This window comes from Pseudomonas costantinii, assembly GCF_001870435.1.
GTDB classification, from domain to species: Bacteria; Pseudomonadota; Gammaproteobacteria; order Pseudomonadales; family Pseudomonadaceae; genus Aquipseudomonas; species Aquipseudomonas costantinii.
Map to the genome: position 1 here is coordinate 65,555 of NZ_MDDR01000016.1, position 21,184 is coordinate 86,738.

The 21,184-nt window shown below is 59.0% G+C and carries 21 protein-coding genes and 1 pseudogene; 12 read left to right on the plus strand and 10 right to left on the minus strand.

Features of this window, described 5'->3' with window-relative positions:
- Nucleotides 1-2: 2 nt before the first annotated feature.
- Nucleotides 3-890, minus strand: coding sequence for a proline iminopeptidase-family hydrolase (locus BFL40_RS08690; RefSeq protein ID WP_071483575.1), 888 nt, complete (start codon nt 888-890; stop codon nt 3-5).
- A gap of 183 nt (nt 891-1,073) precedes the next feature.
- Between BFL40_RS08690 and BFL40_RS08695 the strand changes: the two genes are divergently transcribed.
- Together BFL40_RS08695 and BFL40_RS08700 are read left to right on the plus strand one after the other, a co-directional pair.
- Nucleotides 1,074-1,838 carry a LuxR family transcriptional regulator gene (locus BFL40_RS08695; RefSeq protein ID WP_071483576.1) on the plus strand — a complete coding sequence of 255 codons (765 nt, stop codon included), beginning with the start codon at nt 1,074-1,076 and terminating at the stop codon, nt 1,836-1,838.
- A gap of 92 nt (nt 1,839-1,930) precedes the next feature.
- Complete coding sequence (locus tag BFL40_RS08700) at nt 1,931-2,863, plus strand: proline iminopeptidase-family hydrolase (RefSeq protein ID WP_071483577.1); 933 nt, start codon at nt 1,931-1,933, stop codon at nt 2,861-2,863.
- A gap of 109 nt (nt 2,864-2,972) precedes the next feature.
- On the opposite strand, the gene BFL40_RS08705 is transcribed toward BFL40_RS08700, so the two are convergent.
- A complete protein-coding gene (locus BFL40_RS08705) occupies nt 2,973-4,475 on the minus strand; it encodes a nucleobase:cation symporter-2 family protein (protein ID WP_071483578.1) in 1,503 nt (500 codons plus the stop codon).
- Between the two features lie 172 nt (nt 4,476-4,647).
- On the opposite strand from BFL40_RS08705, the gene BFL40_RS08710 reads away from it, so the two are divergent.
- Nucleotides 4,648-5,598, plus strand: coding sequence for a LysR family transcriptional regulator (locus BFL40_RS08710; RefSeq protein ID WP_071483579.1), 951 nt, complete (start codon nt 4,648-4,650; stop codon nt 5,596-5,598).
- Nucleotides 5,599-5,740: 142 nt separating this feature from the next.
- A complete protein-coding gene (locus BFL40_RS08715; protein WP_071483580.1) occupies nt 5,741-6,574 on the plus strand; it encodes a nucleoside-binding protein in 834 nt (277 codons plus the stop codon).
- Between the two features lie 84 nt (nt 6,575-6,658).
- Here BFL40_RS08715 and punC read toward each other — a convergent pair whose 3' ends face one another.
- Entirely contained in the window at nt 6,659-7,843 is a 1,185-nt protein-coding gene (gene punC / locus BFL40_RS08720; RefSeq protein WP_071483581.1) for a purine nucleoside transporter PunC, read from the minus strand.
- Between the two features lie 122 nt (nt 7,844-7,965).
- Here punC and punR point away from each other — a divergent pair, with 122 nt between their 5' ends.
- Entirely contained in the window at nt 7,966-8,877 is a 912-nt protein-coding gene (gene punR / locus BFL40_RS08725) for a DNA-binding transcriptional activator PunR (RefSeq protein WP_071483582.1), read from the plus strand.
- 76 nt (nt 8,878-8,953) lie between these two features.
- Here the strand turns inward: punR and BFL40_RS08730 are convergent, their stop codons facing one another.
- The gene (locus BFL40_RS08730; protein WP_071483583.1) at nt 8,954-10,123 is read right to left on the minus strand and encodes an aspartate aminotransferase family protein; all 1,170 of its coding nucleotides are present in this window, start codon (nt 10,121-10,123) and stop codon (nt 8,954-8,956) included.
- 103 nt (nt 10,124-10,226) lie between these two features.
- Here BFL40_RS08730 and BFL40_RS08735 point away from each other — a divergent pair, with 103 nt between their 5' ends.
- A complete protein-coding gene (locus BFL40_RS08735) occupies nt 10,227-11,132 on the plus strand; it encodes a LysR family transcriptional regulator (protein WP_071483584.1) in 906 nt (301 codons plus the stop codon).
- Here the strand turns inward: BFL40_RS08735 and BFL40_RS08740 are convergent.
- Together BFL40_RS08740 and fabV are read right to left on the minus strand one after the other, a co-directional pair.
- Complete coding sequence (locus tag BFL40_RS08740) at nt 11,129-11,752, minus strand: HAD family hydrolase (RefSeq protein WP_071483585.1); 624 nt, start codon at nt 11,750-11,752, stop codon at nt 11,129-11,131. The two genes, BFL40_RS08735 and BFL40_RS08740, sit on opposite strands and share 4 nt — an antisense overlap.
- 158 nt (nt 11,753-11,910) lie before the next feature.
- A complete protein-coding gene (fabV, locus tag BFL40_RS08745) occupies nt 11,911-13,104 on the minus strand; it encodes an enoyl-ACP reductase FabV (protein ID WP_071483586.1) in 1,194 nt (397 codons plus the stop codon).
- Between the two features lie 275 nt (nt 13,105-13,379).
- On the opposite strand from fabV, the gene BFL40_RS08750 reads away from it, so the two are divergent.
- Complete coding sequence (locus BFL40_RS08750) at nt 13,380-14,204, plus strand: aspartyl/asparaginyl beta-hydroxylase domain-containing protein (protein WP_071483587.1); 825 nt, start codon at nt 13,380-13,382, stop codon at nt 14,202-14,204.
- 149 nt (nt 14,205-14,353) lie between these two features.
- A complete protein-coding gene (gene ppnN, locus BFL40_RS08755; protein WP_071483588.1) occupies nt 14,354-15,727 on the plus strand; it encodes a nucleotide 5'-monophosphate nucleosidase PpnN in 1,374 nt (457 codons plus the stop codon).
- Nucleotides 15,728-15,756: 29 nt separating this feature from the next.
- Here ppnN and BFL40_RS34190 read toward each other — a convergent pair.
- Nucleotides 15,757-15,840 (minus strand): annotated as a pseudogene (locus BFL40_RS34190) (RidA family protein); the annotation flags it as partial.
- A 192-nt stretch (nt 15,841-16,032) separates the two neighbouring features.
- Here BFL40_RS34190 and BFL40_RS08760 point away from each other — a divergent pair.
- From BFL40_RS08760 to BFL40_RS08770, 3 genes are all read left to right on the plus strand, one after another.
- The gene (locus tag BFL40_RS08760; protein WP_071483791.1) at nt 16,033-16,290 is read left to right on the plus strand and encodes an AbrB/MazE/SpoVT family DNA-binding domain-containing protein; all 258 of its coding nucleotides are present in this window, start codon (nt 16,033-16,035) and stop codon (nt 16,288-16,290) included.
- Complete coding sequence (locus BFL40_RS08765; RefSeq protein WP_071483589.1) at nt 16,287-16,682, plus strand: type II toxin-antitoxin system VapC family toxin; 396 nt, start codon at nt 16,287-16,289, stop codon at nt 16,680-16,682. The genes BFL40_RS08760 and BFL40_RS08765 overlap by 4 nt, the downstream gene beginning before the upstream one ends.
- Before the next feature lie 77 nt (nt 16,683-16,759).
- Nucleotides 16,760-17,128 (plus strand): hypothetical protein, encoded by a 369-nt coding sequence (locus tag BFL40_RS08770; RefSeq protein WP_408003985.1) that lies wholly within the window; start codon nt 16,760-16,762, stop codon nt 17,126-17,128.
- Nucleotides 17,129-17,135: 7 nt separating this feature from the next.
- Here BFL40_RS08770 and BFL40_RS08775 read toward each other — a convergent pair whose 3' ends face one another.
- Both BFL40_RS08775 and BFL40_RS08780 read right to left on the minus strand, forming a co-directional pair.
- The gene (locus tag BFL40_RS08775) at nt 17,136-17,465 is read right to left on the minus strand and encodes a YXWGXW repeat-containing protein (protein WP_139213529.1); all 330 of its coding nucleotides are present in this window, start codon (nt 17,463-17,465) and stop codon (nt 17,136-17,138) included.
- A gap of 124 nt (nt 17,466-17,589) precedes the next feature.
- Nucleotides 17,590-18,486 (minus strand): LysR family transcriptional regulator, encoded by an 897-nt coding sequence (locus BFL40_RS08780; protein WP_071483592.1) that lies wholly within the window; start codon nt 18,484-18,486, stop codon nt 17,590-17,592.
- A 98-nt stretch (nt 18,487-18,584) separates the two neighbouring features.
- On the opposite strand from BFL40_RS08780, the gene BFL40_RS08785 reads away from it, so the two are divergent.
- Nucleotides 18,585-19,265, plus strand: coding sequence for an NADPH-dependent F420 reductase (locus BFL40_RS08785; protein ID WP_071483593.1), 681 nt, complete (start codon nt 18,585-18,587; stop codon nt 19,263-19,265).
- An 85-nt stretch (nt 19,266-19,350) separates the two neighbouring features.
- Here the strand turns inward: BFL40_RS08785 and mqo are convergent, their stop codons facing one another.
- On the minus strand, nt 19,351-20,994 hold the full coding sequence (mqo, locus tag BFL40_RS08790) for a malate dehydrogenase (quinone) (protein WP_071483594.1): 1,644 nt from the start codon (nt 20,992-20,994) through the stop codon (nt 19,351-19,353).
- Nucleotides 20,995-21,184 lie beyond the last annotated feature (190 nt).

Sequence of the window (21,184 nt, forward strand, 5' to 3'; positions counted from 1 at the left end):
CGTCAGCCCCGGTGACGAGCGAGGAAGTCCAGCAGCACCGGGAAGTACGCATGGGGTTCCTCATAAAACGGCATATGGCTGCTATTGGGAAACACGTGCAACTCGGCGTGCTTGGCCGCCAGCTTCATGCGCAGGGCGCAGGCCGGGGTGAGTTCGTCGTGCTGGCCGGTGGTGATCAGGATCGGCATCTTGAAATCGGCCATCTCGGGGATACGGTTCCAGTCCTTGAGGTTGCCGATATAGAGAAATTCGTTGGGGCCTTGCATGGTTTCGTAGGGGCCCATGTTCCAGTCGTCGAGGGAGCGTTTGACCGGCTCGGGCCATTCGTCCAGGCGGCAAACATGGCGGTAATTGAGCAAGGTAATCGCGGCCTGGTACTGCGGGTGATCCAGGGTGCCCATCGCTTCATGACGCTGCATCATGGCCACGGTTTCGCTGCCGAGGGCGCCGCGCAGGCGTTCGAGTTCTTGGGAAAGGTGCGGAATGTCGCCGACCGTGTTTTCGAGGATCAGGCTTTTCAACGCATCAGGGTAATGGATGGCGTATTCGATACCCAGCCAGCCGCCCCAGGAATGCCCCAGCAAATGCACGCGACCCAAGCCCAGGGTTTGGCGCACGGTTTCGACTTCTTCGACATAACGGCGGATTTCCCACAGGGAAACATCGGTCGGTCTGGCTGATGCGCCGGTGCCAAGCTGGTCGAATGCAACCACTCGCAGGTTATGCTCTTTGAGCCAGCCATGGGCGTCGCGCAAGTAGTCACATGGCAACCCCGGGCCGCCGTTGAGACACAAGAGCACCTCATCGCCGTCACCAAAGCTATAGACCACGAGGTTATGGCCGTCGACCGCCACGTTGTACTGCTGGTCGGGGGCAATTTCACGCCACATGCATACTTTCCTTGTGTTGTATCGGCCTGGCAGGTAGCGGCCGTTTATCAGGCCAACACTACCGAGGATGCCGTGCGTCCATAACCTAGTATTTCTTATAGGTTTGGCCTGGCAGTCCTTCGCCGGGGCGTGGCATTCTACTTGCAGCAAGTCGAGATTCAAATGAATTCGGGAGCAGAACGGATGCTGGCTAAGCTAACTGCCTTCAATAATCGTCTGATGCCGGGCAGGAGCCTGGATGAACAGATGGACAATACGTTTATTCTCGCCCAGCAGTTGGGCTTCGATGCACTGGTGTACGACTACACCCCGGTGCCCATCGACCTGAATGGCGCACTGATTACCCCATCGGTGTTGCAGTTGCGCAACACGCCGACTGATTGGCAGGCCTTGTGGTGCAGCGCAGGGTTTTACCAGATCGACCCGGTGCAACACCTGGCCCTGAGCACGGTATCGCCGTTCGTTTGGTCCTATGAGGCAAAGGCTGAGACCGCGCTGCAAAGGATCATCGACCCTTGCCACGCACCTGTTTCTTCTTATCTGCATGAGCGGCAACTGACCTGTGGCGTCAGTGTGCCGATTCACCTGCCTCGGGGCGGTTTCGCGTCGCTGACCGGCCTGCGTATCGGCAAGGCGCGCACGGTATTGCAGGATGCGCAGCAGACCCTGGCCGATTTCAGCCTGATTACCCATGCCTTGCAGGAAGCGGCCTACCCGCTGTTCAGCAAAGAGCTACGAACTTACCCGCATATTCATCTGACCAAGCGCGAGCGCGAATGCCTGAAATGGGCCGCCGACGGCCTGACCGCCGCCGAAATCGCCACGCAACTGAGCCGCTCACTGGCCGTAGTCACCCTGCACCTGGCCTCGGCGATGCACAAATTGGGTGCAAAAAACCGCGTCCAGGCGGTGGTTCGCGCCACTCATTACCGCTTGCTGGAAGATTGATCCGTCGGCAAAACCTAGCTGTTTTGCTAGTTACTTAAACTTCGCATGCCGATTATCGTATCCCTGATCCTTTTTTCAGAGCAGGGTACGAAATGGAATTCATCGAGAAAATCCGCGAAGGTTATGCGGCATTCGGCGCCTACCAGACCTGGTACCGCGTCACTGGCGACCTGACTACCGGCCGTACACCGTTGGTGATCATCCACGGCGGTCCCGGCTGCACCCATGACTACGTCGACGCCTTCAAGGACGTCGCCGCCAGCGGTCATGCGGTTATTCACTACGATCAACTGGGCAATGGCCGCTCCACGCATTTGCCCGACAAAGACCCGTCTTTCTGGACCATCAGTTTGTTCCTCGAAGAGCTGAACAACCTGTTGGACCATCTGCAAATCAGCGACAACTACGCGATCCTCGGGCAATCCTGGGGCGGCATGCTCGGCAGCGAACACGCGATCCTCCAGCCGAAGGGCTTGCGCGCGTTTATCCCAGCCAACTCGCCGACGTGCATGCGCACCTGGGTCAGCGAAGCCAACCGCCTGCGCAAACTGTTGCCCGAAGGCGTGCATGAAACCCTGCTCAAGCACGAACAGGCCGGCACTTACCAAGACCCGGAATACCTTGGCGCCTCGCGAATTTTCTATGACCAGCATGTGTGCCGGGTCAACCCGTGGCCGGAAGAAGTGGCGCGCACCTTCGCCCAGGTCGATTCAGACCCGACGGTGTACCACGCCATGAGCGGCCCGACTGAGTTCCACGTGATCGGCAGCCTGAAGGACTGGAATGTGATTGGCCGCCTGTCGGCGATCAATGTGCCGACCCTGGTAATCTCCGGCCGACACGACGAGGCCACACCGTTGGTGGTCAAGCCGTTCCTGGACGAGATCGCGGATGTGCGCTGGGCGCTGTTTGAAGACTCCAGCCACATGCCCCACGTGGAAGAACGTCAAGCGTGCATGGGGACAGTGGTGAAGTTTCTGGATGAGGCGTGTTCAGTGCCGCACAAGGTACTTAAAGCCAGCTGAATTGCTAACGCTGCGTAGCAGCTGTCGAGCCTTGGCGAGGCTGCGTCGGCGGTGTGTCTGATACACCGCTTACGCAGCCTTGCCAAGGCTCGACAGCTGCTACGCAAATTTAAGCTTCGCTTGTCTCGGCCTCGGCCACTTTCCTTGGCGTCTCGGCCACCAACGGAATCTCCTTATCTTCGGCATCGAACAGCTTGCCGCCACGGAAATAATCCCCATCACGCAACGCCGCCACGTCTTGGAAGCACAAGCTGCGCTCAGTCCCCGCCACAAACACCGACTGCTGGTCCGAGTTACCGGCGGTAAAGTGGTTGAACGCCAGGTTCAGCAGGATCGCCATGATCGCCGACGAACTGATACCCGAGTGGAAAATGGTCGCAAACCAGGTCGGAAAGTGATCGTAGAAGTTCGGGGCGGCGATAGGGATCATGCCGAAACCGATGGAAGTGGCAACGATGATCAGGTTCATGTTGTTGCGGTAGTCCACCTTGGACAGCGTGCGAATACCGCTCGCCGCCACGGTGCCGAACAGCACAATACCGGCACCGCCGAGCACCGATGTCGGTACTGCTGCAATCACCCGACCCATGAAGGGCAGCAGGCCGAGAACCACCAGGAACACTCCGCCCGTCGCCACTACAAAACGGCTCTTAACCCCGGTAACCGCCACCAGGCCGACGTTCTGAGCGAACGCGCTCTGGGTGAATGAACCGAAGATCGGCGCGAACATGCTCGACAGCATGTCGGCGCGCAAACCGTTACCCAGGCGTTTTGAGTCAACCTTGGTGTCGATGATCTCACCCACCGCCAGGATGTCCGCCGAAGTTTCCACCAGGGTCACCATCACCACGATACACATGGAAATGATCGCAGCCACGTGGAAGGTTGGCATGCCGAAATGGAATGGCGCAGGAAAACCGAACATCGGCCCTTGAGTCACACCGGAGAAATCCGCCATACCAAGGAACACCGCAATCACCGTGCCGATCACCATTGCCAGCAGAATCGACAAACGCGAGATCGTTGCACTGCCAATCTTGCTCAGCAGTAACACCAGAGCCAAGGTCAACGCAGCCAGGCCAATATTCGACATGCTGCCAAAATCCGCCGCACGGCTATTGCCGCCCATGGCCCAACGCGCCGCAACAGGCATCAGGGTCAGGCCGATGGTGGTGATCACGATGCCGGTCACCAGCGGCGGAAAAAACTTGGTGATCCGTGAGAACACCGGGGTAATCAACAGCCCGATAAACGACGCGGCCATCACCGCCCCGAGTATCGCCGGCACCCCGCCAGCGCCATCACTGCCGACAATCGCGACCATGGTTGCCACACCGGCAAACGACACGCCCTGCACCAGCGGCAACTGGCAGCCAAAAAATGGCAGGCCAAGGGTTTGCAACAGCGTGGCAAGGCCACCGGCAAACAGCGACGCGGCGATCAACAAACCGATATCCGCCGGCGACAACCCAGCCGCCTGACCGACGATCAAAGGCACGGCAACAATGCCGCCGTACATGGTGAGCACATGTTGCAGGCCGTAAGCCATGTTGGCGGCGACACCGAGATTTTCATCTTCTGGCCGCTGCGGTGACGCCTTCGGGATAGTCATGGTGAGGGGTTCTCTGTTTTTGTTGTGCCGCCACTGTATGCAAAGGAAAGATGGGATGTCCATAGAGTTGTATACAATCAATTTCACAATAATCATGGCAGCGGCGTTACAAAAATCCATTCAGCCGCCCTGCCCCGTGGCTTGAAGCCGCGTACAAAGGGACTTGAAAAAAATGCTCAACCGCAAGCTGCGTATTCACGCTCCCGCCATCTACTACTTCGACATGGTGCGGCGCTGCCACTCGATCCGCGAAGCCGCGCGACGCCTGAATGTGGCGTCGTCCGCCGTGAACCGGCAGATCCTCAAGCTGGAAGATGAGATGGGCACGGCGTTGTTCGATCGGCTACCCGGTGGCCTGCGTGTGACGGCGGCGGGCGAGATCCTTACGCGTCACATCACGCTGTTGTTGCAGGATGTGGAGCGGGTGCGCGGTGAACTGGATGGCTTGCACGGCGTGCAGACTGGCCATGTGGAAATCGCCACGGTAGAAGGCACCGCCGTCGAATTGCTGCCTGCGGCCCTCAAGCGCATGCGCCAGCGCTATCCGAAGGTGACGATTGGCGTCACGGTGCAGGGCTCGCAGTCGATCCCGGGGGCGGTGATCAACGGGCAAGCGGACGTGGGTTTGGCATTTGCCCTGCCGCGCAGCAACGAAATCACCCAGTTATGTGTCGGCCATTTCCGCCTGGGTGCACTGATGACGCCCGAGCATCCGTTGGCGGGAGAAACTCACGTCAGCTATGGGCAATGTTGCGAATACGGGGTGATCCAGGCCAAGAGCGAACTGTCGGTGCATCACCTGATCGCGCCGCTGCACAAGCGTGCGACAGCGGCAAACAAGCCGCTGCTGCACAGCAACTCCATGGAGCTGGCGCGACAGTTGGTGCGCCAGCAATTGGGTATCGCCTTCCAGACCCGCATCGGTATCGAGGCCGACCTGGCGCGCGGCGAACTGCTGCATATCCCCTTGAGTGACCAAGGCGCAATCTTCAGCGACCTCGGCGTGTATGCCCGCAAGGACCGCGATCTGCCCGTAGCCGTGCAAGCCCTGATCCACTTGCTGGGTGAAGAAATCGCCCTGCGTGAACGCGAAGAAACACCCTCGACGCCACGTATTTCCTGACTTTAAAGGCAACTCCAGTGCTGCCGTTTCGGCATCGGCCCAGGCGAGATTCTGTTCTTTGGCGCACATCGTCCTTGTGCTGATACTGCGCCCGGCGACCCCGCAAGGCCGCCATGAGCCAAATGCCAAAGGAACTAAAACAATGAAAAAGGCACTGCACGGCGTAACCGTATTACTGTCATTCCTCGGCGGCGGGGAGGCTGTCGCGGTGGAATGGATGAACAACAGCGTAGGATTTCGCTACGGCCAACACTTCACCAATCCGAATAACCCCGACGATTTCAGCAAGCGCATCTACAGCTTTACCCACGCCAGCGGTTATCAGTACGGCAGTAATTATCTGAACCTCGACGTATTCCTGTCCGACAGCCGCGACCCGCGCAAGGGCACTGATCACGGTGGCAGTGAGGTGTACGCCGTGTACCGACACCAGTTGTATGCCTCACGAGTATTCGATAAGCCGCTGGGCACCGGGCTGATCAAGGATTACGCCCTGACCCTGGGTTTTGATGCCAACCGCAACAACAACTTCGCTTCAGCCAAAAAGCGCGCGCTGGTGATCGGCCCGACCGTGAAGTTCAACACCGTCGGCGTACTGGACCTGAGCCTGATGTACTACAAGGAGAAGAACCACACTGGTATTCCCGGCGCGCAAGAGTCAAACCACACCTTCGACGACACCTACATGCTCAACCTGACCTGGATGCGCCCGTTCGAAATCGCCAACCACGCGGCTAAATTCCAGGGCTTTATCAATTACGTCGGGGAAAAAGGCGAGGACTACCATGGCCGCGACACCGCTCCCGAAGCCCTGATGCGCACCGCGCTGATGGTGGCGGTGCGACCGGGTAAAAGCGTGAAGCCGAACCTGTATCTCGGGGTGGGTTACGAGTACTGGCATAACAAATTCGGCGTAGACGGTGGCCGGGGCACCCGTACCTCCACGCCAACGGTGAATATGGAAATAACCTTCTAAGGCCTCCACACAACCACTGAAGAAACCGTATCCAAATGTGGGAGGGGGCTTGCTCCCTCCCACATTTTTTACCGTACTTTCAGCTCAAACACTCGCGAGTTCCGAATTACCCGCTTTCGGTCGCGCCAGCCAGTAACCCAGCACCGCCAGCGGCGCGGTCGCCAGCATCACAATCGCGGTGATCATCAACGGCTGGTCGATCATCGACGACACCAGCAGGCTGGCAAGAAAGCACAAGCCCAGTTGCAACGTATTTTGCAGAGCAGCCGCCTTGCCGGAATTTTCAGCAAAGGGCATCAGCGCATTCGCCACCACGATGGGATAGCTGGCACCGTTGACCAGCGCCATCAGGCAAAACGGGATCAGCAAGGTGGTGAGGGTCGGCACGGTCAAAGTGGCGACCAGGTACAACGCGACCATGCTGATGCAATAGGCCACCAACAGCCAAGGCAACAGGGTTTTGCCTTGGTAGCGCTGCAAGGCGCTGCGGCAACTGTAGCCACCAATCAGGAATGCGAGGGTCGGCAGCACATAGCTCAGGCCAATATCATTCGGGCTGTAGCCCATGCCCCCGAGGATGAACGGCGAAGCGGTCAGCCAGGCGAAGAAACTGGCGGAGCACGCGGCGAAGATCATCACGTTACCAGTGAACACCCGGGAGCTGAGCAACTGACCATAACCAAGGCTCGTCGGCGCGCCCTCTTCTATCTGACGTTTCGGCACGTTGCGCAGGAAGAATGTCGGCAGCAACAACAGCAGCGACACGCCCAGCAACACCCCAAAGATCGCCTGCCAACCAAAGTGATTCAACACCATCGCCCCCAACAATGGCGCCAAGGCCGGCGACAGCGACATCAGCGGCATGATGCTGGCGAACACGCGGTGGGCCTTGTCGGCCGGGTAACGGTCGATCACCAGTGCTTGCCAACTCACGGCGGCGGAACACACACCAATCGCCTGCATAAAGCGCAATGCCAGCAACTGCGGCGCAGTCTCGACCCAGAACATCCCCAGGCAACCGATGACAAACAGGCCAAGGCCAGTGAGCAGGATCGGCTTGCGCCCCAGGCGGTCGGACAACGGCCCCCACAGCAACTGCCCCAGCGCAAAACCGGCGAGGAAAATACTCAAGCTGGCGCCCACGGCACCCGCACCAATTTGCAGTTGCTCGCCCATGGCGCCAAACGCCGGCAAGTACATGTCCATGGCGAGATAACCGAGCATGCTCAGCCCCGCCAGATACCCAGTGAAACCAAAAGAATTTTTCATTGAAGCCTTGTTAATCCTGCCATCAAACTATTTGCTGACTGACGCCCATTATGAAGCTGACAATTTTTGTGTGAAGCGATAATAATTGGACGCTCTTATCAAATATTTTGAAGGCAATAACCATGTGGTCTGAATATTCCCTGGATGTAGTCGACGCGGTTGCACGTCATGGCAGCTTTAGCGCCGCCGCCCAGGAATTGCACCGTGTGCCGTCGGCCATCAGCTATACCGTGCGTCAGATCGAGGAGTGGCTGGCGGTGCCGCTGTTTGTGCGTCGGCATCGCGACGTGGAGCTGACCCCTGCCGGCCGTCTATTTATAGACGAAGCACGGGGCGTGATGAAAAAAATGCTCGGCACTCGACGCTTGTGCCAGCAAGTGGCGAACGGCTGGAGTGGCCAACTGAAGGTGGCGGTGGACTCCATCGTCAAACCCCAGCGCTGTCGGCAGTTGGTGCTGGACTTCTATCGGCAGTTCCCCGAGGTGGAGCTGCTGCTGGAATACGAGGTGTATAACGGCGTGTGGGATGCCCTGGCCGATGAACGCACCGACATCGTGATCGGCGCCACCAGCGCAGTGCCGGTGGCCAGCCGCTTCACTTTTCGGGACATGGGGTTGCTGAACTGGCTGTGTGTGGTCAGCGCAAAGCATCCTCTGGCAGAGGCAGACGGTTTGCTCAGTGACGATCAACTGCGCCCGTTCGCCTCCCTGTGCATGACCGACACCTCACGCCATTTACCCAAACGCGATACCTGGACCCTGGATAACCAGCGTCGCCTAGTGGTGCCCCATTGGGCCTCGGCGATTGATTGCCTGCGCGACGGCCTGTGCGTCGGCATGGCCCCGGCGCATCAGGTGTTGCCGTGGATCGAACGTGGTGAGTTGGTGGCGCTGCAATTGACCCGGCCGTTTCCGGCCAGCCCATCGTGCGTGGCCTGGGCTCAGAACAAGCTGTCTCCGGCCATGGCCTGGCTACTGGAATATTTGGGAGATACCGAGACCATGAACCAGGAATGGCTCAATGGCCCTGCGTAGGGCGCGCAACGTATCTTGAACCGAGTCACGCCTTACGCAGCCTCGCTTGCGCTCGACAGCTGCTACGGCGGGTGGCTTAGTTCAGCAAACGGGTGATGGCGCGCACGATCATCTCGACCTCCTTGGCATCCAGCGTCAGTGGCGGCAACAGGCGGATGATCTTGCCCCGGGTCACGTTGATCAGCAGGCCGTGTTCCTGGGCCGCACGCAGGGCCAAGTCGCGGTAAGGCGTGGCCAGTTCGATGCCGATCATCAAACCCTGCCCGCGAATCGCCAACACCTGCGGATGCTCATCCAACTCCATCCGCAAACGAGCCAGCAAACGCTCGCCCTGCTGAGCCGCATTCTGCAACAAACCTTGTTCTTCAATAATATCCAGCACGGTGCAACCCACGCGGCAGGCCAGCGGGTTGCCGCCAAACGTGCTGCCGTGACTGCCAGGCGTGAACAGCTGGGCCACTGCGGAGCGGGCCAGGCAGGCGCCGATCGGGACACCGTTGCCGAGGCCTTTGGCCAGGGTCATCACGTCCGGGACAATGCCTTCATGCTGGAAGGCAAACCAGGTGCCGGTGCGGCCGATACCCGTCTGGATTTCGTCGAGCATCATCAACCAGCCGTGGCGTGTGCAGTGATCACGCAGGGCTTTCAGATAGCCGGGTGGCGCGGGTAACACGCCACTTTCACCTTGGATAGGCTCCAGCAGGACAGCCGCGATGCGCGTGCCGAACTGTTGAGTGATAGCCTCCAGTGCCGCCAGATCGCCAAAACCCACCTTGATAAAATCCCCCGGCAAGCGCTGGAAACCCAGGCGCACCGAAGGCCCGTCGCTGGCGGCCATGGTCCCCAGAGTGCGCCCGTGAAACGCGTTTTCCATCACGACTACCAATGGCTCTTCGATGCCCTTTTTCCAACCATGCAGGCGTGCCAGTTTCAGCGCCGTCTCGTTGGCTTCAGCCCCGGAATTGTTGAAGAACGCGCAATCCAGGCCAGACAACTCAGCCAGGCGCTGGGCCAGCCGCTGTTGCCAGTCGATGCAGTAGAGGTTGGAGGTGTGCAGCAACAAGCCCGCCTGCTCACTGATAGCCGTCACCAGTTTTGGGTGGGAATGCCCGACATTGGTTACCGCCACACCGGCTACGGCGTCGAGGTATTCGCGGCCCTGCTGGTCCCACAGGCGCGTGCCCAAGCCACGGGTAAAGCTCAAAGCCAAGGGTTGATACGTGGTCATCAGGCAGGTGGCGGTCATGGTGGCAAGCTCCAGTGCATCGTTGTAATGGCTGCAGTATCGTTAGCCACCCAAGCTGGATAAACTGCGCATTCCTGCAATGACTTTAAATCAGGACTTGATAATGGATCTGTTCCAGGCAATGTCGGTGTACGTCAAAGTGGTGGAGACCGGCAGCATGACCGCCGCCGCCCAGGAATGCGGGATGTCGACCACCATGGTCGGCAACCATTTGCGCGCGCTGGAACAGCGGCTAGGGGTCAGCCTGCTCAAACGCACCACCCGTAAACAAAGCCTCACGGAATTTGGCGGGCAGTACTACCAGCGCTGCCTGGAAGTGCTGGGGCTGGTGGCCGACTCCGAGCTACTGGCGGAACAGATCCACAGCGAAACCCCCAAAGGCAACCTGCGTATCACCGCGCCACCGGTGTTCGGCACCGAACGCCTCGCACCGGCCTTGAGCGAATTTTCCCAGCGCTACCCGCTGATCAACCTGTACGTGGTACTGAGTAATGAGCGGGTGGACTTGGTCGACAGCGGCTTCGACGTGGCGATCCGTCTCGGCGAATTGGAAACCTCAGGCCTGATCGCCAGGCCAATGCAGGCCTACACCCTTACCCTCTGTGCTTCACCTGCGTACCTGGCGCGACGTGGCACGCCGCAAACGCCCGATGACCTGCAGCAGCATGACTGCCTGGCGTTCGCCTACCCGGCGACCGACAACTGGCGCGACGCCGACAAACTGTGGCGCATGACCGGCGATGAGGGCGAGGTGGAGGTTCCAGTGTCCGGCTCATTGACCATCAACAGCTCGCAAGGCTTGCGCCAGGCGGCCGTAAACGGCATGGGCATCATCATGCTGGCTGATGCCCTGGTGCAACCGGACCTGGAGAGCGGCAAGCTGGTGGCCTTGTTAACCACCTATAAACTGCCCAGCCGCCCCATGCACCTGCTTTACGGCCAGGATCGCTATCGGCTGCCCAAACTGCGCGCCTTCGTGGATTTCGCCATGGAAAAGTGGGCGCGCTAGAAGCCCACACCCAACTCACGCAAGCGCGTAGCAGTGCGCTCAGCCGACACATGGTGAATGCCCTGCCAACCCAGGGCGATGGCCGCCTCGATATTGCCGGCGACATCATCGATAAACACAACCTCACTGGGCTGGATATCCGGCAGGTGAGCACGCACCTGGTCGAGGCTGGCGTGGTAGATCGCCGCGTCGGGCTTGATCTGCTTCAACTCGCCTGACACCACAATGTCGCGAAAATACTGCAGAAACGGATAATTGGCCCGCGCATAGGGGAAGGTCTCGGCCGACCAGTTGGTGAGCCCGAACAACGGCATGTTGACCTCATGCAACGCCGTGAGGATCGCCACACCTTCGGGCAACGGGCCACGCAACATCTCGTGCCAGCGCTCGTAATAGGCCTGGATCAAGCGCTCATGCTGCGGGTATTGGGCGATAAGGCTGCGGGTGCCTTCAGCCAGAGTACGACCGGCATCCTGCTCGGTGTTCCAGGCCTGGGTGCAAATAGTGTCGAGAAACCATTGCCGCTCGTGATCGTCGGCAATCAGCTTGCGGTACAGGTGTTGCGGGCTCCAGTCGAACAGGACACCGCCGAAATCAAAAACTACTGCACGAATCGTCATCAGATCCTCCGTTAGCGTGAGTGATAGCGGACAGAGTCTGGCAGATTGAGGGCGGCAGCGGGAGCGCGATGGCGCGTAGGAGGGCTTCCAAAAGGAAGGTTTTACACAAAACGAATGTGGGAGCGAGCAAGCCCGCTCCCACATTTTTTGAACCGTGTTTAGGCGTGGATCAAGCCATTGATCTTCACGGTTGGGTTCACATCAGCTTCATAATCAACGCCGTCGACCTCGAAGCCGAACAAACGCAGGAACTCAGCCTTGTAACCAGCGAAATCGCTGATTTCATTGACGTTTTCGTCAGTGACCTGGTTCCACAATGCAGCCACGGCGTCCTGGACTTTCGGTTGCAGCTCGGCCAGGTCGGCACGCAGGCGGCCATCGGCGTCGAGCTTCGGTTCGCTGCCGTACAGGCTGTCTTTGAACAGACCGTAGACCTGCTCGATGCAACCTTCGTGGGTGCCCTGCTCTTTCATCACTTTAAACAACAGCGACAGGTACAGCGGCATGATCGGGATCGCCGAACTGGCCTGGGTAACTACCGCTTTGAGCACCGACACACGGGCGTCGCCCTTGAGTGCGGCAAGGTTGTCACGCAGGGTCAGGACTTTCTTATCCAGGTCTTTCTTGGCTTCGCCGATGGAGCCGTTCCAGTAGATGTCCTGGGTCAGCTTTTCACCGAGGTAAGTGAACGCGGTGGTCTTGGCGCCTTCAGCCAGTACATCGGCGTCACGCAGGGCGTCGATCCACAGCTGCCAGTCTTCGCCACCCATGACTTTCACGGTGCCGTCGATTTCTTCCTGGGTAGCAGGCTCAAGCGTGGTGTCGACCACAACACCTTTGTCGGTATTGATACCGCGCAAGGTCACGGCCTTGCCGATTGGCTTGAGGGTGGAGGTGTGCACCACGCCTTGCGGGTCGGTGCGGCGTGGCGCGGCCAGGCTATAGACCACCAGGTCAATCTTGCCCAGGTCTTTCTTGATGGTTTCGATGGTCAGGCGCTTGATCTCGTCGGAGAACGCGTCGCCGTTGATGCTCTTGGCGTACAGGCCTTTTTCGACGGCAAACTTCTCGAACGCGGCGCTGTTGTACCAGCCGGCGGAGCTCAGCTTGCCTTCTTCGCCTTCTTTCTCAAAAAACACGCCCAGGGTATCGGCGCCGCAGCCAAACGCAGCACTGATGCGCGCGGCCAGGCCGTAACCGGTGGAAGCACCGAGGACCAGCACCTTCTTCGGGCCGCCTTCGATGGCGCCGTGTTGAGTCACGTAGTCGATCTGCTCTTTGACGTTCGCTTCACAGCCAACAGGGTGAGCGGTCACACAGATAAAGCCACGAACCCGCGGTTTGATGATCATAAAATTTCTGCCTCTTCCAAGGGGTCGACGGCCAGTGGTGGCCATTCAACTTCAATCGTACCGGTCTATGACGCCTGAAAAACCGAAGCGTCACGATAGTCGCAAATCTTCTGTTTACAAAATCCAATCAACAAAACGCTGGATAGGCCGCGGGGCCGGGTTAAAAACTGTGCCAGGCCTTCACAAATTCGCAATATTTAAAACGCCCGTCAGCGCCATAACCCACTATCATGGCAACATTGTTTCGCCTTGTTTCGAATCCGGAGCCACGTTTCATGAGTAAAAGTGCTGTTAGTAAAAAGCTGGTCTCAGCCGCCTGGGTGCTGGGCGTTCTGCTGTTTATTTACTGCTTCCCGCGGACCACCCTGGTGTTCCTGCTGCTGGTGGTGGTCTGCGGCATTTACGATTTCCTGCGCAACGGTCTGTATGACCGCGACACGATCAAAAAATACTTCGTCGAAAGCGGCCGCAATACCTGGATTTTGGCGCCGTTCAACACCCTGTTCGATCTGCTGAGCAGCCGTAACCGCCATGTTTACACGATGAACGACCTACCGCCTGCCTGGCGTGAAGACCTGCAACAGGTGATCGACGACGCCATGGCCAACAAGGATGAAATCATCAGTTACCTGGACGAACGCATGGCCGAGAAGAAGCGCGGCATGTTGTTTTTCCAATGGTATGGCCGCCCGATCGAAACCACCCTGGATATTCCGCAACTGCGCAAGAAACTGCCGTTCGTGAAGACCATCGGCGTGTCCGTTTTCAACGAAAACCGCTCGACGTCCTTCCACTTCGGCCCCCTGCGCATGATGTTTCGCGTGCTCTACAACATGGCGCCGGCGCCTCACCACGAGGGCGTCTACATCCAGGTGGGCAAGCACAAACACTACTGGCATGACGACCCGCTGTTTATCTTCGATGACACGCTGATGCATGCGTCCTTCAACAAGAACGACGCAAAACGTTACTGCCTGTTCATTGATATTGTGCGGCCTACCCCGCTGCCAACGGTGCTCAACGCCGTGATCGCGGGCTTTGCCGGGCTGGCGTTTGCCCTGCGTCGGGTTTTCTACAAAAACTGGAAGCTGATTCAGTAAGTTCTGCGGCATGATGGTGCTGGACGGTGTTTGCGCAAGGCCCTGAGCCTGCCAAAATAACCGTCTCGTGCGACCGAGTTCGGCGCTCACCATTTTCAAGCCATCGCTGCCCCTTGCGGGTGCGGTGGCTGCGCTTTCAAGGAATCAGAATGCCCCAACGTCAAGTCATCAATGCCTCCGTCAGCCCCAAGGGCAGCCTCGAAACCCTGTCCCAACGTGAAGTCCAGCAACTGAGTGAAGCCGGTACAGGCAGCATCTACACGTTGTTCCGCCAGTGCGCCCTGGCCATCCTCAACACCGGCGCGCATATCGACAACGCCAAGACCATCCTCGACGCCTACCAAGACTTTGAAGTGCGTATCCATCAGCAGGACCGCGGCGTGCGCCTGGAACTGTTGAATGCGCCGGCCGACGCGTTCGTCGATGGCGAAATGATCGCCAGCACCCGCGAGATGCTGTTCAGCGCCCTGCGTGACATCGTCTACACCGAAAATGAGCTGGACAGCCAGCGCATCGACCTGAGCAACTCCCAAGGCATCACCGACTACGTGTTCCACCTGCTGCGCAACGCCCGCACGCTGCGCCCGGGTGTCGAGCCGAAAATCGTGGTGTGCTGGGGCGGGCACTCGATCAATACCGAAGAATACAAATACACCAAGAAAGTCGGCCACGAACTGGGCCTGCGTAGCCTGGACGTGTGCACCGGTTGCGGCCCCGGCGTAATGAAAGGTCCGATGAAAGGCGCGACCATTTCCCACGCCAAGCAACGCATCACCAACGGCCGCTACTTGGGCCTGACCGAACCGGGCATCATCGCCGCCGAAGCGCCGAACCCGATCGTCAACGAGCTGGTGATCCTGCCGGACATCGAAAAACGCCTGGAAGCCTTCGTGCGCGTTGGCCACGGCATCATCATCTTCCCAGGCGGCGCCGGCACGGCCGAAGAGTTCCTGTACCTGCTGGGCATTCTGATGCACCCGGACAACCGCAACCTGCCGTTCCCGGTCATTCTCACCGGGCCGAAACACGCCGCGCCGTACCTGCAACAACTGCACGCGTTTGTCGGCGCCACCCTCGGCGAAGCCGCGCAAGCGCATTACAAGATCATCATTGATGATCCGGCCGAAGTGGCTCGCCAGATGACCGCCGGTCTCAAGGCCGTGAAACAGTTCCGCCGCGAGCGCAACGACGCGTTCCACTTCAACTGGCTGTTGAAGATCGACGAAGGCTTCCAGCGCCCGTTCGACCCCACTCACGCCAACATGGCCAGCCTGCAACTGAGCCACGCTTTGGCGCCCCACGAACTCGCCGCCAACCTGCGCCGTGCGTTCTCGGGGATCGTGGCCGGTAACGTCAAGGACAAGGGGATTCGCCTGATCGAACAGCACGGCCCCTACGAAATTCATGGCGACCCGGCCATCATGAAACCGCTGGACGAGCTGCTACAGGCGTTTGTCGCCCAACATCGCATGAAGTTGCCGGGCGGCGCGGCGTATGTGCCGTGCTATCGCGTGGTTCAGTAAACGTAGCTCAGTGAACGGGGTGCAGTGAACTAGCGCTGCACCGCCACACATTTGATTTCCACCCGCAAACCGGGATGCGCCAGTTCTGACACGCCAAGGGTCGTCCAGGCGCAATGCCTGCATGTGCCCGATGGGGTCGCGGTCGGTCATATGCTGTATCTCTTTACGGTCGTATTCAGGCGTGCCGAAGGGATAAGTCGGACTATCGTTTTACCTGTTCCGACTCACCCCCACCAGAAGAGCGACCTATGGACCAACGGATCTTGTTCTCCACAATTCCTTACCCTAAGGTAAGGAGTATCACGATGGAGATTTTCAATATGGCGACCGCCACACTGACCTCAAAAGGGCAAATCACTATTCCGGTCCAAGTCAGGACAGCCCTGGGCCTGGAAACAGGTGACCGCGTAGAGTTTGTCGAAATGGAAGACGGCAAATTTTCAATCATTGCAGCGAGCAAAACCGTGCATGACCTCAAAGGACTGATCCAAAAACCCGCCAAGGCCGTCTCCCTTGAAGATATGAACCGCGCCATCGCGGCACAAGGAGCAAAAGCGGGATGATCGGCCTGGATACCAATGTGCTGGTGCGCTATGTCACCCAGGATGATCCCGTCCAATCACCCAAGGCTTGCGAGCTGATCGAATCACTGACTACCCTTTCGCCGGGCTTTGTCAGCCTGGTGTCCGTGGTTGAGTTGGTGTGGGTTTTACAAAGCTGCTATCAGTCTGCCAAGAGTGACGTGGTGACCGTCCTGGAAACGCTGCTGCGCACCCGTGAGCTGACCATCGAGCATGCCGAAATCATCTGGCAGGCCCTGCGACGATTCGCAGCGAACAAAGCCGACTTTGCCGACTGCCTGATCGAACGGGCTGCCCATGCGGCGGGGTGCGAATACACCGCCACCTTTGACCTCAACGCAGCTAAGGCCGCGGGCATGAAACGGCTGACCTGAGCCCCGGCATTGCGACGACGTTCAGGCTTTGGTAAAAACCGCGTTCAACCTTGATCGAGAGACAAACCCACGTGCGCATGCTTCTTCTCGCTACCTTGAGCATGGCCTCCACCCTGGCCACCGCCGACACCATCACCTGGCCCGACTTGCCGCAAACCTGCTTTGTCAGCGGCCGCTCCGCGACCAGCACGGACGTCGACACCGGCTGTGCGGCTTTCTTGATCAATGTGAAAGGCCAGGCCGCGGGTACGCCGATCAAGCTGGATATTCCCCAATACGCCCTGCACGTCGACGAAGCCACCGGCAAACAAACGCCGGTGATCATCATCCAGGCCGAAGAGAACGGCGACATCAAAGCCGTAGGCTACAAGGAACTGGGCACCGATCAGCTCGGTGCCGCACTGTTGCGGGAGGTTCAGCTTCTAGGCACCAAGAAGCCGATCTAGCCAGGGTTCAGCGAACCCAGCCACCGCCCTGCCAGTGGTAACCATCATTGCGCTGCACCCAATGCGGATGCACATAACGATAGCCCTCGCGCACCGTCTCCCAGTGGCCATGCACTGCAACGTATCGCCCGCCTTCCCAGCGCCAGTAACCACGCGACCATACATAGCCGTAACGCGCTTCGGGCTCGACTTCGATCACTTGTACCGGTGGCGGTTGTGGTGCTACCACCTCGACATACTCACGCTGCACGGGCCGCCGATCATGCACGACGCGCTCTTCCACGCACCCGGAAGCGACTACCACCATAGCTGCCAATGCCGCATAACGAAGCAACATACAAACTCCTCGGACGTAATCGCCCAACGAATACATCAGTAAAAAATCCCCCTTTGTTACAGCCTCGCTCCTGCTTGGCTCTGGGTACTTTTTAACAGGAAGTGTCTGTCGGGTTGCTGAACCTTCAAGCAGGACCGAAACGCCGCAGTACGGCTTCGACAAATCGTCGCAATTTAGCCGTACGCTGCCGATTCGCCGTGTAGACCAGATGCATCGGTCGGCTCGGCGCATCATAGTCCGGTAGCACCCGCACCAACTCGCCCTTTGCCAGCGACGCTCGCAGGAAGTCTTCCGGCCCGAGGACAATGCCAAAACTATCCAGCGCGGCCGACATCAAGGCCCTACTTTCGTTGACCTGCAAACGGCTGGTGACCTGCACTTTGTGCGCGAGCGTGCCTTGGTAGAGCATCCATTCTCGATCCGCAGGACGCGACGAGAAGACGTAACCCAGGCATTCGTGATGCTCAAGGTCTCCCGGCGTCAGCGGCGTGCCTCGCTGCGCCAGATAGGCTGGGGCAGCACAGACTACCAAGCGATAAGGCGCCAGAGGTCTGGCTGTCAGGCTGGTGGTTGCCAACGGGCCAATACGAAATGCCACCTCATAACCTTCCTCCACCAGATCGACGAAACGGTCCGTCAGGTGCAAGTCGATTTCCACATCCGGGTGTTCGCGCAGAAACGCAGTGATCAGAGGCATCAGGCTGTAGGAACCGAAAGTCACCGGGGCGGTGATTTTCAGCTTGCCTCGCGGCGTGTCATTCATGATCTGCGCCAGCGAATCAGCCGCCTCGGCCTCGATCAGGATATGTTTGCAACGCTCATAGTACGCGCTCCCCAGCTCCGTCAGGCTTTGCCTGCGTGTGGTGCGGTTGAGCAAGCGAGCACCCAGGCGCAGCTCAAGCGCTGCGACATGTTTGGCCACCATCTGCGGCGACATGTTCAAACGCTCGGCGGCTCGCGCGTAGGAGCCCAGTTCGGCAGCCGTTACAAAGGCATTCATGCTTAGCAAGCGATCCATCATTCCCCACTCCCAGTAACAACAGCCACAATGAAGCGATCATTTATCGTCAATTGGTTGCCAATCATCATAACCACTCCCCACTTCACTGGAGCAAAGACATGAAGATTGGCGTAGTTGGAGCAGGTTTTATCGGGCGCGCCGTGGCCCAATTAGCGCTGGCTGCCGGGCACGAGGTGATGTTGAGCAACTCCCGTGGCCCACAGTCCATGACCAGCGTGGTCAGCGTGGTCAGCGGCATACTCGGCGTCCAAGTGGGCAGCGTTGAAGACGCAACCCAATTCGGTGACCTGGTGCTCGTCGCGATTCCCCTGGAGCATTACCGCAGCGTGCCCGCACAATGGCTTGCGGGTAAGACGGTGATGGACGCCAACAACTACTACCCCAACCGCGATGGGCATATCCCCATTCTGGACCGCTTTGAAAGCACCACCAGTCGGTTGCTCGCCGACCATTTGCCGCAGGCCCACGTGGTGAAGGTGTTCAATGCGATCTTTGCACCCGACCTGACGCAGGACGCCCGCCCCCATGGCGCACCTGACCGCCGGGCATTGCCGGTGGCAGCAGATGACACCGGGGCAAAGGCGCGCGTTATCAAGTTGCTCGACGACCTCGGTTTCGACGCCGTGGATGCCGGTGGTCTGGACGAAAGCTGGCGATTTGAGCGGGCCAAACCTGCGTATTGCGTCCCGCTGGACCAAGCCGGCTTAAAGGCGGCGCTGGCGGCCGCCGAACGCACGGTTGAACTGCCGCCAGTCGAGCGGTCCCGCGCCCCCGCGTAAACACACGCCCACAAAAAAGCCCGCTGACCGTTACCGGTTCAGCGGGCTTTTTTACATCAGCGTGGCCCTGATATCAGGACGTTGCTTACAGCGCCAGGTCAGACACCGGCTTGCTCGGCTCAGCCGCAGGCTTGGCAGCCTCGGTCGCCTTTGGAGCCAGTTGCGGAATCGCAGGCGGCGGGGTCAGTTGCAGGACGCCGGCCGTGTAGGCCCATTCCTTGGCAACAGCCTCGGGGCTGTCATTCAGCTTGGTGCCGTAGCTTGGCACGATCTGGTGCAGTTTTGCCTGCCACTCAGGGGTCGCGACCTTGTCTTTGAAGATTTTTTGCAGCACGGTCAGCATGATCGGAGCCGCGGTGGACGCGCCTGGCGATGCACCCAACAGACCAGCAATGCTGTTGTCGGCGGAGCTGACCACTTCGGTACCGAGTTTCAGGACGCCGCCCAGTTCATCGTCACGCTTGATGATCTGCACGCGCTGACCGGCTTGCCACAGGCGCCAGTCTTCTTTCTTGGCGTTCGGGAAGTACTCTTTCAGGGCGTTGTAGCGGTCGTCATCCGACAGCATCAGTTGGCCGGCAAGGTACTCGACCAGAGGGTATTCACGCACACCAACTCGGGTCATTGGCCAGATATTGTGGGTGGTGGTGCTGGTCAGCAGGTCCAGGTACGAGCCTTCTTTCAGGAACTTGGTCGAGAAGGTTGCGAATGGGCCAAACAGAATCACGCGCTTGCCATCCAGCACACGGGTGTCCAGGTGCGGAACCGACATCGGCGGCGCGCCAACCGACGCTTTACCATAGGCCTTGGCCAGGTGCTGCTCGGCGATAGCGGCGTTATCGGTCACCAGGAACGAACCACCCACCGGGAAGGCAGCGTAGTCCTTAGCTTCTGGAATACCCGACTTTTGCAGCAGGTGCAGTGCACCGCCGCCCGCGCCGATGAACACGAACTTGGCGTCGGTTTCGGTCTTGGTGCCGTCTTTCAGGTTTTTGTAGCTGACACGCCACGAACCGTCGGCGTTACGGGTGATGTCCTGCACTTCGCTCGACAGTTTCAGATCGAAATTCGGCGTGGTTTGCAGGTGGGCAACGAACTGGCGGGTGATCTCGCCGAAGTTCACGTCCGTACCGATCGGAGTCCAGGTGGCCGCGACCTTCTGCTTAGGATCACGCCCTTCCATCATCAGCGGAACCCATTTGGCGATCTGTGCCGGGTCTTCGGAGTACTGCATGCCGGCGAACAGCGGGCTCGCTTGCAGGGCTTCGTAGCGCTTCTTCAGGAACTTGATGTTGTCATCGCCCCACACAAAGCTCATGTGTGGAGTGGAGTTGATGAACGAACGCGGGTTCTTCAGCACGCCCTGCTGGACCTGCCAGGACCAGAACTGACGGGAGATCTGGAACGCTTCGTTGATCTCGACCGCTTTCGGGATCTCAACGTTGCCGTTCTTGTCTTCCGGGGTGTAGTTCAGCTCAGCCAGGGCCGAGTGACCGGTACCGGCGTTGTTCCAGCCGTTGGAGCTTTCTTCGGCCACGCCATCAAGGCGCTCGACCATCTCCATCGTCCAGTCCGGCTGCAGCTCATTGAGCCATACACCCAGGGTCGCACTCATGATGCCGCCGCCGATCAGCAGCACATCGACTTTCTTTGCCTCTTCCGCGTGAACGGACGTGATCCCCATCGACAAAGCCAGCCCCAGCAGGGCAGTGTTCAGTTTTTTAAACATCTGTAGCACCTATGATAAAACGCCATCCGCCCTACCGCCCCTGATCATGGGCAACCCTCAATCACACTGCGCCAGGCAACGCACCGCGGGGTTTGCACATTCACTTGAGGACCGCAAGGTGGGCACACAAGGCCGACGTGTCGACCTCACTTTTATGTCCCTTCTGCGCTGACTTCTTATCATTATTGGC